General features: G+C 58.5%; 8 protein-coding genes and 4 pseudogenes. 9 read left to right on the top strand and 3 right to left on the bottom strand.

The features are described 5' to 3' along the window. Positions 1-101 precede the first annotated feature (101 nt). From ACZYX4_RS08425 to ACZYX4_RS08415, 3 pseudogenes are all read left to right on the top strand, one after another. Positions 102-1121, top strand: a pseudogene (locus ACZYX4_RS08425) (ISL3 family transposase); the annotation flags it as partial. A gap of 44 nt (positions 1122-1165) precedes the next feature. Beyond that, positions 1166-1801, top strand: a pseudogene (locus tag ACZYX4_RS08420) (ISL3 family transposase); the annotation flags it as partial. 67 nt (positions 1802-1868) lie between these two features. Further along, positions 1869-2220, top strand: a pseudogene (locus ACZYX4_RS08415) (ISL3 family transposase); the annotation flags it as partial. A gap of 257 nt (positions 2221-2477) precedes the next feature. Here ACZYX4_RS08415 and ACZYX4_RS08410 read toward each other — a convergent pair. From ACZYX4_RS08410 to ACZYX4_RS08400, 3 genes are read right to left on the bottom strand one after another with little or no spacing between them, the layout of a single operon-like run. Next, a complete protein-coding gene (locus ACZYX4_RS08410; RefSeq protein ID WP_463875068.1) occupies positions 2478-3236 on the bottom strand; it encodes a glycosyltransferase in 759 nt (252 codons plus the stop codon). Further along, positions 3142-4416, bottom strand: a complete 1275-nt coding sequence (locus ACZYX4_RS08405) for a putative colanic acid polymerase WcaD (protein ID WP_463875067.1) — start codon at positions 4414-4416, stop codon at positions 3142-3144. Before ACZYX4_RS08405 ends, ACZYX4_RS08410 begins: the two co-directional genes overlap by 95 nt. 5 nt (positions 4417-4421) lie before the next feature. Then, positions 4422-5624 carry a glycosyltransferase gene (locus tag ACZYX4_RS08400; RefSeq protein WP_463875066.1) on the bottom strand — a complete coding sequence of 401 codons (1203 nt, stop codon included), beginning with the start codon at positions 5622-5624 and terminating at the stop codon, positions 4422-4424. A 799-nt stretch (positions 5625-6423) separates the two neighbouring features. Here ACZYX4_RS08400 and ACZYX4_RS08395 point away from each other — a divergent pair. From ACZYX4_RS08395 to ACZYX4_RS08370, 6 genes and pseudogenes are all read left to right on the top strand, one after another. Then, a complete protein-coding gene (locus tag ACZYX4_RS08395) occupies positions 6424-7668 on the top strand; it encodes a glycosyltransferase family 4 protein (RefSeq protein WP_463875065.1) in 1245 nt (414 codons plus the stop codon). A gap of 47 nt (positions 7669-7715) precedes the next feature. After that, positions 7716-8744, top strand: coding sequence for a GDP-mannose 4,6-dehydratase (gmd, locus tag ACZYX4_RS08390; protein ID WP_463875064.1), 1029 nt, complete (start codon positions 7716-7718; stop codon positions 8742-8744). After that, positions 8744-9718: a GDP-L-fucose synthase family protein gene (locus ACZYX4_RS08385; protein ID WP_463875063.1), complete on the top strand. Its 975-nt coding sequence runs from the start codon at positions 8744-8746 to the stop codon at positions 9716-9718. The genes gmd and ACZYX4_RS08385 overlap by 1 nt, the downstream gene beginning before the upstream one ends. A gap of 64 nt (positions 9719-9782) precedes the next feature. Next, a complete protein-coding gene (locus ACZYX4_RS08380) occupies positions 9783-11219 on the top strand; it encodes a sugar transferase (RefSeq protein ID WP_463875062.1) in 1437 nt (478 codons plus the stop codon). Between the two features lie 43 nt (positions 11220-11262). Further along, a pseudogene (locus tag ACZYX4_RS08375) lies at positions 11263-11382 on the top strand (hypothetical protein); the annotation flags it as partial. A gap of 165 nt (positions 11383-11547) precedes the next feature. After that, positions 11548-13341, top strand: coding sequence for a DUF4012 domain-containing protein (locus ACZYX4_RS08370; RefSeq protein ID WP_463875061.1), 1794 nt, complete (start codon positions 11548-11550; stop codon positions 13339-13341). The last annotated feature ends 126 nt before the right edge of the window (positions 13342-13467 follow it).

Below are 13467 nucleotides of genomic sequence, written 5' to 3'. Positions count from 1 at the left end.
TCAAAAACGCCCTGATGAAATAGACCCAACGCCGAAATGGCAGGAAACCCAGCCCACGTGGCCTGATTCTTACCGCCGAAATGGCCGACTTAAAGTTGACGAAACACACGTTCTGTGAGGCGACCCCTCAGGTCCCGCGGCGGGCCCGGTCGACGCGCCGGCTCCGGGAGACGGTGCTGGACGCGGTCATCACCTCTGGGCGGGCCGTGTCCGAGACCGCCATGGCGTTCGGAATCTCGTGGTGGCTGGTCCAGCAGGCCATCGGCGACGCCGCCCTGCGCCTGCCGGACGTGGACCTGCTGGCGCCGCGGATGCTGGGCATCGATGAGCACCGCTACCGGTCCGTGCGGTTCTTCCAGGACCCGGCCACGAAGGCCTGGACCCGGTACGAGCCGTGGATGACCACGATCGTGGACCTGGACACCGGCCAGGTGCTGGGCATCGTGGATGGACGGGACCACAAGGGCGTCGGGGAATGGCTCTTCGCGCGCCCGCTTCAGTGGCGGCTCGGGGTGCAGGTCGTCGCGATCGACCCGTCCGCGGCGTTCAGGAAGGCCCTGCGGATGTGGCTGCCGCGCAGCGCTGTCTCAGTGGATCTTTTCCATATGACGATGCTGGCCAACGACATGCTCACCTCGGTCCGCCAGGGCCTGTCCCAGCAGGTGCGGAGCCGGCGGGGCAGGGCCACGGACCCGGCGTGGGCGAACCGGATGCTGCTGCTGAAAGCCGAAGAGAACCTCTCCGAACGTGCGCAGTACCGCCTGGCCGGCGTCTTCGCCACCGACGACCCGACCGGGAAACTCAAGGCCGCCTGGCAGGTCAAGGAACAACTCCGCACCCTGCTGCGCACAAGCTCCCTGGACGACGCCGCGGCCGCGAAAACAACCCTGGCCGAACTGGTGGCGCAGGCCGCGCTGCCCGAAGCGAACCGGCTCTACCGCACCGTGTGCCGCTGGTGGGCCGAGATCGAAGTCCTCATCGTCACCGGTGCCACCACGGCCAAGGTAGAGGCCAACAACACAGCAATAAAAAACATCAAACGCACCGGCCGCGGATACCGGAACCCCGACAACTACAAATCGCGTATCCTCTTGAGAAGTGCAGCCCGGACGGCAGCATGAATGCCCATCTCAGCAGACCATTCCCCGGGAACCTTGAAGAGCCCGGAATCAAGACCGCCGCGCTGGATCCGTTCCGCGGCTACGCCAACGCGATCCGCGACGAGTTGCCCGAAGCCATCACCGTCCTGGATGCCTTCCACGTCGTGAAACTGGGTTCCGCCATGGTCGATGAGGTCCGCCGCCGGGTCCAGCAGGACACGCTGGGGCACCGCGGCCGCAAGGGAGATCCGCTCTACGGAATCCGCCGGACCCTGTTTCTCGGCGCCGAACACCTCACCGAGAAACAGGCTTCCCGGCTCGACGCGAAGCTCACCGCCGGGGACCCGGACAACGAAGTCACCTTGGCCTGGCAGTGCTACCAGAAGCTGCGCAACATCTACCATGCCCGCCCGGAACAAGGCCGGGCACTCGTGGCCGAGGTGATCGCGTCGTTCCCGTCCTGCCCCATCCCGGAAGTCGCACGCCTCGGCCGGACACTCAAACAATGGAAGTCGGCGATCCTGGCCTACTTCGAGACCAACGGCGCCTCCAACGGCCCCACAGAAGCGATCAACGGCGTCATCGAAACCACCCGCAGAATCGCCCGCGGCTTCCGCAACTTCACCAACTACCGGCTCAGGTGCTTACTCGCCGCCGGCGGCCACCGCCCCTACCGGGCGAAACCAACCAACCATGCCTAAACGCGAAGGGCCCCTTTTTTTAGCTACGACACGGAATCAATTCCCCACGAACCTTGAAGAGCCGGCAACCCCGCAAGTCCCGCGGCGGGCACGGTCAACGCGCTGGCTCCGGGACACGGTGCTGGACGCGGTCATCATCTCCGGCCGGGCCGTGTCCGAGACCGCCATGGCGTTCGGGATCTCGTGGTGGCTGGTCCAGCTGGGCATGGATGAACACCGCTACCGGTCCGTGCGGTTCTTCCAGGACCCGGCCACGAAGGCCTGGACCCGGTACGAGCCATGGACCATGATCGTGGACCTGGACACAGGCCAGGTCCTGGGCATCGTGGACGGAAGGGACCACAAGGGCGTCGGGGACTGGCTCTTGGCAGCTCGGTGTGCAGGTCGTCGCGACCGACCCGTACGCGGCGTTCAGGAGGTAGAGGCCAACAACACCGCAATAGAGAATAAAACGGACCGGCCGCGAATACCGGAACCCGGACAACTACAAATCGCGTAGCCTCTTGAGGAGTGCAGCCCGGATGGCCGCATGAGCAATCATCTCAGCAGACCATTCCCCGGGAACCTTGAAGAGATACAAGCCCCTTGATGCACCGGGGCAGTCCCCGCGTCCGAGGGCCCCGTTGAGCGTGTCAGCGACTCGAGAGGCACTGCTGATTTGCCGCACCGAGGCCATCTAAAATCTTGGGCTAAAAAGCACCCGGCGCCGTAGTCGACTAGCAGAGTGCAGCATCTGGCTAGCCAACCTAGACAACTTGCCATGCCCCAAAATTTGTGTCTGCACAAGTTCAGCCTCTTCCGCAATAACTCTGGCGTGTATGTGGGATGTTCCACCAACGCTGAACACTGACAAAGGCATATTGGTGGTCACGGCCCCACACAATCTACTGAGTCTTGCGGTGAAAGCGTAGTCTCCAGCAACCCTATAACCTGTATCGTAAAGTATGGATCTCGCCCAATTACCCGGATAGAGAATTGCCTGATGAGAGGTTGGCAGTGCGTGCCATAGATACGAAACGCCTCGGGGAGCTCTAAGCTTCTGACGCGACCCAAAGTCAAGCCAGTAGCCGCCAAAAATCATCCATCCGGGCTTTAGCGAAAGGAGTTCTTGCATGTCTTTCCACCGATTTATCGAGGAGGTATCACCTCCATTAAGAAACCAAACATAGTCACCCCTGCTTCGAGCGAGGCCCCTATTCATTGCATCGTAGATACCGCCATCAGATTCAGATATAAAATCCACCCAACCACCGTACTTATTCACAACCTCATCAAAGTCCCTTGAACTCATACCGTTCTGAACTAAAATCTCCAAACAACCATCGGACGAAAGGAACAACTCACGAAGCGAATCGAGGGTTCTTATAAGGCCCCCGATATCGTCGTAAGTTATCGTTACGATGGAAAGTCTTGGAGACGTCTGAACTGTTGTCACTATGCTGACCTTTCATGGGTTCGAAATGCCGGAAACATACCACTACCAGCCACGTCATTAGTGCAAATTCAGGAAGCATTATCCCCCCGCTAAACATGAACGATCCCAGCAACCAGATGGGCGCAATCCACGTGACGCCCTCGGCCGATCGGAAACGCGTAATAGATATGGTCAGCATCGCAGTGAACATAAACAACAGGAACGCTAAACCAATCCATCCAAAATAGAATACGACCACATAGAATCCATTATCGAGCGAAGATCCCCGCGTATCGCCGTTCAGAAGGCCATATCCTGCCATGACGCTTTGTACTGAACCCAAAGGTTCACCAAAGGGCTTACCAAGCAACACATCTGACAAGACATTAAGCGGTGCGACTATTCTGTAATTAGCACTGGTACTGGTCTGATCTAGAGTATTCAGTCTCATCAACACGTAGGGTCCCGAGACCCACGCCACCAGGGACAGCATGATGGCGGAAACCGCGCCAACCGCAGGCTTTGCACGGAAGATGACGACCAGTAGAACGACACCTAGGAGTAGGAGGCCCGTTGCAGACTGGCAAACGAGTAGCCCAATTGAAACTAGCGCTGAAGCGGCCATGGGAGACTTATTGATGCAATAGAGGATGACCGCCAAAGTACAGATAACGAACGCGTTATACGAAGGCTCGAGAAAGAAGCCTTGAGCGCGTGGGATCGCTCCAGCCTCAATATGCGGATTATACTTGTAGAGATATTGAAAATCTCCAAAAGGATTAAACAAAGCGAGTGAACCCATTGAACCAAGAATCACCTGGGCGACAGATAAACCGACTACGACTATCAATGCAAGAACAACCGATGCGTGGAAGGCGTTCGACCGCAGGAAATCCTCGTCTACTCCCGACCAACCGATGGCAACAATCGAAACAGCAAGAATCATTAGTGCCAGTGTTCGGAGATATTCGGTGAGGTCCGCATCCCCAGCAGAAAGCAGAGCCCCCATTCCACTGAAGAATACGACAGAGCATACTGCCATCACTAAACCGCTAAATCCAGCTGGTCTTGACACAAGAACCAAGAGTGCACCCCCGCAAACAGCACCGAGCGTCAGGGGGAAACCCATCAGAGAAAATATCTGCAGATGCTGACAAGTGAACAATACAAAGGCCAACATTCCTGCTAATTTTATTCTCACAGAAATCAGCTTACGTACTCGTACAAATCGATATATTCATCGACCATTCGATCCGGGTCGAAATTACTTCTTGCTGTTTCTAATACGCTTGCTGATGGCGGCTTACTTTGAGGCTTCAGGATCTGATTAAGAATTGATGTCGGCGTGTCAAAAAGTTTTACAAGTGGATTATCTTGAAATTCCTCGGAGGCATTAGACCTCAGAGCGAAGACAGCGGTTCCGGCTGTTACGGCCTCCGCAATCGTTAGGGGATAATAGTCGACTAACGAAGTGAAGATGAGGCGGTCATGACCGCCCATGACTCGGGCAAGCTGCACTCGATCCGACATGGCAGCCACATACGAAACACCTGGTATTCGTGTTGGAGCATTATCGCCGACAATTGTTAGGCGCTGGTTGGGCATAGAGGCGATCTGCTCTAGAAGTTCCCAGTTGACCTTTTCTCGGTCCCTGAGGTCCCTACAAATGAATAGATTCTTAGCCGGCATATTTTCAGCTAAATCCGAGGGATTATTCATTGGGTAGTTTGTTGCATCCCAATATGCCCGGTCAACAGAGTTTTTAATGACACGGATGTTCTTCATTCCAGCCTTTTCGGCATCTACTGCCAGCCAATCTGCGCATGGAACAACTGCTGTGGGTACACGGTCTTGAAGTCGGGCTATGCTTGCCCTCCGCTCTTCCCATCGGCGGGCCGCATGGTCAAACTTTGCCGGCGGGTAGGCCCTCAAGCTGGGACAGCCAGAACACCCATCCATCCACTTCGAACAGACGTCGGGCTGTGCGCATCTACCGGTCATTGCCCAGTGATCATGGAGGGTCCAGACTAGAGGTTTGCGTAGCTTGACAATCAGGTCGAACAGATAGTCAGTCTCCAAGAAATAGCTGTGAATCACGTGCAGGTGCACAACGTCACTCGCTCTAATTGCATCCTCAAGAAGTGCAGCTGAAGAACCGGCAATTAGGGATGTCTCCTTACCCCTCAGCGAATAGCTGAGCTTGTTGGCAGCTGCGATTGACTTAGGTGTGAGACGAAAACTGTCGGTGCTCGATTCCAATGCCGACGTGCCACCGTGAGGGCCGTACCCGTAGGCGAATGGGGATCTAATACCTCGCGTCGAGAGCTCAAGGGCTAAGTTTCGAGCGACGCCAGCTGCGCCGCCTTCGGACAGCCTTACGTTTATCTGGAGTACCTGGGCAATACCCACACTCGCCCTCCGCATTTCTGTGACTCCGCCGATCCGGCGGATACTGTCAGTTACATTTTGAAAATCCTGATTAGTCACCCGGCTTACAGCTGCGTCGGTTACACGCGTGCTCCCTTACGCAACCGAATCGATAGTGATGCTGATTGCTGCGCCCGCTCATCTCTTGTCGAACCGGGTGCCGAGGGGCCCGCCATCGGATTGCCCCCACACCGTGTTTTCGGGGATGTATCCTCGGACGACCGTGCCAGGTGAGATGACCGCGCTGCGGCCCACAACCGATCCCCCTAGAACGATACATCTACACGTCACCCAGGCGCCGTCGCAAATAACGACGGGCTTTGTGATGAGGGCCATGTCGCGACGATGTGCATGCGAGCCCGTTGTCACGAAGACGTCCTGGGACACCACGGAGTTGGCCCCGAGTGTGACATTGTCTTGGTTGTGAATCCAGACCCCTTCGCCAATCCAAGCGTTGTCGCCCACTGTGAGTTTCCAAGGAAACTTGACTCTTGTCCGTGGCCGGAAAATGACATGATTGCCTATACGAGCGCCAAATCTGCGCAGTATGGCTACTCGAACAGATGAGCTGATCTGCCATGGATTGGTGACTAAGAGCAGCTCGGCAATGGCCCAAAGGTAGACGATAGTTTTTGGACGGTCCCAGGCTTGCTGTTCACCCGGCGCCTGTGCCAAATCAATGACGGGCACGCTCCGGTGCCGTCGGGCTCGGTCATCTAGTGGAGTAGTCACTGTTGTCCTCTGAATGTAATCGTCGCAGTCACCCCATATTGTTGCACCTGTGACCCATCGAAAATTTCGTGTAACCATTCTTGCCCTCAACTACGCCCCTGAGCCAACGGGCAACGCCCCATACACAACCAGCCTCGCTGAGGGTTTGGTGGCTACCGGCCACTCCGTGCACGTCATCAGCGGATATCCCCACTACCCCGAGTGGCGCCTCAAAAAGGGCTACTCCGGCTGGAAGCGAGTCGAGTCTGTCAACGGAGTACACCTAACGCGGCTGCGGCACTACGTGCCTCACACCCCGTCCGGCTGGGGCCGTTTGCACATGGAATTGAGTTTCGGGGTCCGCCTTATTTTCGCCCGTTGGTATAGGCCTGACGTCGTGCTTGTCGTCAGCCCTGCACTGTTCTCGAGTGCTCTTGCAGTCCTTCGAATCCGCCTTCAGCGCAATAGACCTCCCGTAGGGATCTGGATTCAGGATCTCTATAGTCGTGCCGTGATCGAAACGGGCTCAGGCGGGGGCGCGATGACAGGCTTCGCTACGGCCGCCGAATCGCTGATTCTGCGATCGACAGATGGGGTGACGGCAATTCACGATCGCTTCAAGCGGCACATCGTCAACACATTGGGCGTGGCGGCAGACGACGTTGCGGTTATTCGCAACTGGACCCATCTGCCTGATTCTCCGACGACCGGGCTCTCTGACGCCAGGCACCGCCTCGGCTGGACCAGGAAAGACATCATCGTGCTGCATGCAGGGAACATGGGCAAGAAACAAGGTCTAGAGAATGTCATCGAGGCCGCCCGACTAGCCGATGCTCAAGGAAGCCGGGTCCGATTTGTACTAATGGGTGATGGCAATCAGCGAAAGAAACTTGAACTCGCGTCGAGAGGGATCTCGAGAATCACCTTCGCGGACCCACTGCCCGGTTCGGAGTTCCAACTCGCATTGGCCGCTGCTGACGTGCTTCTGGTCAATGAGTTGCCCGGCGTGAAAGATATGGCTGTGCCTAGCAAGCTAACTTCATACTTCAACGCCGGGGTTCCCGTCATAGCTGCCACAGACGAAGGGAGCGTTACCGCATTCGAGATCGAGAATTCCGGCGGAGGCGTCCGGGTGGACGCCTCCGATCCCCAGGCCCTCGTAGAGATGGCGGAGTCTTTGGGCACAGACACGATGAGGTCCGCCGTCCTGGCCAAGAATGGCCTTCGCTTCAGACACGAAACGTTGTCCGAGGCATCCGCAGTTGAGCACTATAGTAAATTCATCATGAGTCTGGCATCGTCGCGCGACCGATAGGTTGGGCGACTCTTTTCTTTGCCGCACACTACTATTTTGGGGGTCACATGACCAAGCGAGCACTCATTACTGGAATCACTGGACAGGACGGTTCCTATCTGGCAGAGCTTCTGCTCTCAAAGGGCTACGAGGTTCACGGCCTCATCCGCCGCGCCTCCACCTTCAACACTGCGCGTGTGGATCACCTCTACGTGGACCCGCACGATCCGAAAGCCAAGCTGTTCCTCCACTACGGAGATCTGAGCGACGGGGCACGCCTGGTCACGCTTCTGGCGGAGATCAAACCCGACGAGGTCTACAACTTAGCGGCCCAGTCTCACGTGCGCGTCTCGTTTGATGAACCAGAGCACACGGCAGACACTACTGGCGTCGGGACCATCCGCCTTCTCGAAGCAGTCCGCATGTCGGGTATCGAGACTAAGTTCTACCAGGCCTCGTCGTCCGAGATGTTCGGAGCCACTCCTCCGCCGCAGAACGAGGACACACCGTTTTATCCCCGCTCGCCCTACGGCGCGGCAAAAGTATATAGCTACTGGATCACCAAGAACTACCGTGAAGCGTACGGAATGTACGCAGTCAACGGCATCCTCTTCAACCATGAGTCACCCCGGCGCGGTGAGACCTTTGTCACCCGCAAGATCACCCGCGCGGTAGCCGCTATCAAGGCCGGCAAACAAGATCTGCTCTACATGGGAAACCTCGACGCCGTTCGTGACTGGGGCTATGCCGCTGAATACGTCGAAGGCATGTGGCGCATGCTCCAGGCTGATGAGCCCGATGACTTCGTATTGGCAACCGGCGGCAACTACACCGTCCGTGACTTCCTGCAGATCGCCTTCGAGCACGCCGGTCTAAATTGGGAGAACCATGTGCGCTTCGACGAGCGCTACCTGCGCCCGACCGAAGTCGATGCGCTTGTAGGAGACGCCTCCAAAGCCCAGGAAAAACTCGGCTGGAAGGCCTCGGTTCATACACCGGAGTTGGCCCGCATCATGGTCGACGCGGACATTCAAGCCTTGCGGCACGCTGGCAACCACTGGATCGACAGGGTTGATCTCGAGAGCTGGAAGAACTAGTGACCGCAGAGATCACTTTCGTTCCGTCTAAACTCGACCGATCGTCAACGTTCTACGTCGCCGGGCATCGCGGGCTCGTCGGCTCCGCGATCTGGCGGAACCTTGAGGAAGAGGGCTTCACTAACCTCGTCGGACGGTCATCCTCGGAACTGGACCTGAAGAATCGCGGTGACGTATTTGCTTTCTTTGCAGAGACCAAGCCCCGCTATGTAGTGCTTGCCGCGGCCAAAGTGGGCGGCATCCTCGCCAACAATACGCAGCCGGTCGACTTCCTCAGCGACAACTTGAGAATCCAGGTCAACGTACTTGACGCCGCGCGCGAGCACGGTGTCGAAAGACTCTTGTTCCTCGGCTCATCGTGCATCTACCCGAAGCTCGCCGACCAGCCAATCCGGGAGGACTCGCTCCTCACTGGACACCTGGAACCGACTAACGACGCGTACGCCATCGCCAAGATTGCTGGAATCATGCATGTCCAGGCGACCCGCCGCCAGTATGGCCTTCCATGGATCTCCGCGATGCCCACCAATCTCTACGGGTCGGGCGACAACTTCTCGCCGGAAGGTTCACACGTCATGCCCGCACTCATTCGCCGCTACGACGAAGCCGCCAGGTCCGGCGCTACCAGTGTGACGAATTGGGGCAGCGGTTCCCCGCGCCGGGAGTTCCTCCACGTCGACGACATGGCCACGGCCTGTCTTCACCTGCTGGAACATTATGACGGACCGTCACAGGTGAACGTCGGCACCGGAAGCGACGTCACCATTAAGGAACTCGCATCACTAGTTGCCAAGGCCGTCGGCTACCACGGCGAAATGCAATGGGACAGTTCCAAGCCCGACGGAACCCCCCGCAAACTCCTCGACGTCTCCAAGCTCACCGAGGCAGGCTGGACAGCGTCAATAGGTCTCGAAGAAGGCATTCGCTCAACAGTCAAGTGGTATCTAGCTAACCTCGCCTCCATTCGGCAGTAGGCCAGGGCGTCCGCAGTTGCTGTCATATCGCGACAATCTGACTTTTTGAATTGGGGGAATTTTGATGCCTGGGGGCAGTGACTGGCGTGCGCGATCCTCTCGCGCGTTGGGAGTGGTCGACGCTTTTGTCGTGGTTTGGGCCGTGGTAGGTGCCTTCATCATCCGCTTCGGCATCGAACCGGATTTCGTTGTCGCTGGCCAGGAATTCGTCTATGCCTGGCTTTCGGTCGCCCTGGCCGTCGTATGGTGGATCATGCTCGCGGCTTGGAACAGCCGACAGACTCGCATTTTGGGCGCCGGACCTGATGAGTACAAGCGCGTCGCTGCGGCTTCTCTATGGCTATTTGGTCTTGTCGCAATCGTCTCCTACGTCCTGCGCATCGACACCGCGCGAGGATACGTTGGAGTTGCGCTTCCAGCCGGGCTGGTTGGTCTGCTCCTAGGCCGCTGGCTGATCAGACAGCATCTCAATACCAACCGCCAACGGGGGCACAGCATGTCGCAACTGCTCATCCTTGGCGGTCCCAGTTCGGTCGCGCACCTAGCAGCTTCACTTGAACGCGCAAGGCATGCCGGCTACCTGCCGATTGCGGCCTACACGCCGGGCACCCACGCGGAACCCGGCATCGAACCGGAGTCCGGGCTACCAGTACTGGGGTACAAGCCTGATGCCCGTTCCATTATCGATGCAATCGAAGTCTGCGGCGCAGACGCCGTCGCCGTGTCCGCTGGAGTCCAACTCCACCCTCAGACGCTGCGCCACCTGGGTTGGGAGCTTGCGTCCCGCAATATCGGATTGATCATGGCACCAGCGCTGACGGACATTGCGGGGCCGCGGATTCACACCCAGCAGGTTGCAGGGTTACCACTAATCCATGTGACGACACCTACTCTGGATGGTGGCCAGGGCGTGGCCAAGCGGCTGTTTGACGTAATCGTCTCAACAGTTCTTATCATCCTATTCTCGCCCGTCATGGCAGTCGTAGCGCTACTCGTGAAGACGGAAAGTCGGGGTCCCGCCCTATTCAAGCAACAACGAGTTGGGATGGAAGGTCGACATTTCGAAATGCTGAAGTTCCGCTCCATGGTCGTTGACGCGGAACAACGTCTGACCGAGTTGGAGCAACACAGTGACGGAAACGGGCTCCTCTTCAAGATGAAGAACGATCCTCGAGTCACCCGAGTTGGGAAATTCATCAGGAAGTTCAGCCTGGACGAACTACCCCAGCTGTTAAACATTTGCGCTGGCTCCATGAGCTTGGTCGGGCCTCGCCCGCCGCTTCCCGCTGAAGTGGCAGCTTATGAGCACGACGTACGTCGCCGGCTGCTGGTAAAACCCGGCCTCACAGGGCTGTGGCAGGTCAGCGGGCGCTCAAATCTGTCGTGGCAGGACTCAGTCAGGCTTGACTTGTATTACGTGGAAAACTGGTCGCTGGCTGGGGACCTCATAATCTTGCTAAAAACCTTTCGCGCGGTATTTCGCGGCGCAGGCGCTTACTAACCCACCCAGCTAACAAACGCCCTTTATAGGCAAGGAACAAACTATGCGCACATTTGTAATCGGCTGCGACTACCTGGGCGCCGTTCATGCGGCCTGCATGGCCAAACCCGGACATGACGTTGTCGGTATCGACGTCGACTCTGGGAAGGTCGCCGCGCTCTCCAACGTACTTGACGCCGGAAAACGGCGCGCGGCCGGATGGACCTACCGCGGACTTGGGCGTCCATAGGCCATGACTGACACCCCGGACTTCCCCGAAGTCGGCGACCCCGTCGCCGCACCACGGGGCCGCAAGCGCACGCTCCCCCGCCGTATCCGCCGCCGTCGATTGCTGATCGGCTCGGCGTCGTTGGCCGCCGTGGCCATCCTGGCCGTCGCAGCGGCGGCATGGCTCGGCTCCAGGGCCAGCATTATCGAGAACGAACTTGAAGCCTCGAACCAGCTCATCCCCGTCCTCAAGGGGAACATCGCTGGCAACAAGCAGAGCGAGGCCAGCGCCACCGTTGATCAGCTTCGCTCCCACACAGCGGCTGCCCGCGCGGCTGCAGGGGATCCACTCTGGATCCTGGCCACGGCTATTCCCGGACTGGGCGCGAATTTCAGCGCCGTCGCTGAAGTTGCGCGTTCAGCCGACGATGTCTCCACGCTGGGTGTCGCCCCTCTGGTAACGGTGTTCGAGTCCCTCAACTGGGACAGCCTGATGCCCAGCTACGCGGGAACGGATCTGGAGCCCATCCGCAACGCCTCCCCGAGGGTTTCAGCCAGTGCCCACGCCGTGAGGGCTTCCGCCGAACGGCTGGACAGGATCGACGCCAGCACCCTGTGGCCCCAAGTTGCTGAACCTTTGACGCGCGCCCGGGAGCAGCTGCGGACAGTGACCGGTGCACTGAACGCGGCCGGTCATGCAGCCCAAATCGCCCCCGGCATGCTGGGAGCCGATGGCGAGCGAAACTATCTCCTCATGATCCAAAACAATGCGGAGACCCGGGCGTCGGGCGGCATTCCGGGAGCACTGGCGGTGCTCACCCTGAAGAATGGCAAGTTAACGCTTGGCGCCCAAAGCAGCGCAACCGACGTCGGCATCATGTCACCTGCGATCCCGGTGGAAGCGGAACAGGAGCAGATCTACTCCACGCAGCTCGGCACGTACATGCAGGACGTGAATCTGACCCCCGACTTCCCAACGGCCGCCACCACAGCGCAGGCTATGTGGGAGAAGAAGACCGGCCAACGGGTGGACGGGGTGATCTCCATGGATCCCGTCGCACTGGGCTATGTCCTGGATGCGACCGGACCTGTGAAACTATCGGGCCCTGAAGTGCTGACACTGGCGGGCACGGGCCTCCCGACAGAGCTCACCGGTAAGAACGTGGTGACCACGCTGCTCTCGGACGTCTACGCCAAGATCCCTTTGCCGAAGTATCAGGATGCCTACTTTGCTGGCGTGGCCAAAGAAGTTTTCAGCGCGCTTTCCGCTGGCGGGGCTGGTGATGCCCAGGGCCTCATCGACGGCATTTCCCGCGGGGCGTCGGAGGGGCGGATTCTTCTGTGGTCCGGTGCTGATCAGGAACAGTCAGTTCTTGCCAAGTACCCGGTGAGCGGATCAATTGCCGGCCCCAGCGTCGCACCCGCGCAGTTCGGGGTGTATTTCAACGACGGCACGGGCGCCAAAATGGACTATCACGTCAAACGAACTGTTCAACTTGTCAAGGAATGTCCCGCCGACGGGTACGAGCAGACGACAGTCCGCATCACCAGCACCAACACCGCCCCGGCAGATGCCGCCACGTCGCTGCCGGCCTACGTAACAGGCGGGGGCGATTTGGGGGTTTCGGCTGGCACTGTCCGGACCAACGTGCTCGCCTACGGTCCGGTGCAAGCCAATGCGGAAACTGCCCGCGTGGACGGCCAGAAAGCGAACTTCGCAGCCCACCGCCATGCAAATCGGCCCGTGGGAACTGTGACTGTCTCCCTGGCGCCGGGCCAGAGCAGCACCGTAGAGCTGACCTTCGGCAAAATCGTCCAGCATACGGAACCGAATGTGGTTGTCACGCCCACTGTCCAGCCTGTCGAAGACGTCGTTTTGCCAACCCAGAATGCCGTTTGTGGTGCGCCGAAGTAGACGCCAGGTAAACAGTATCTGGAGCAACTTGAGTCACTTTGGTAACACACGTCATAGGTGCTAGTCTCAGCTTGGACTTATCAAATGGGATTTCAACCTACGGTCACTCGGGGACCCGGAATCTCT

This window comes from Pseudarthrobacter leeuwenhoeki (assembly GCF_055412885.1).
Note: the sequence above shows the minus strand (reverse complement) of the source record. Positions and strands in the feature narration are given on the sequence as shown.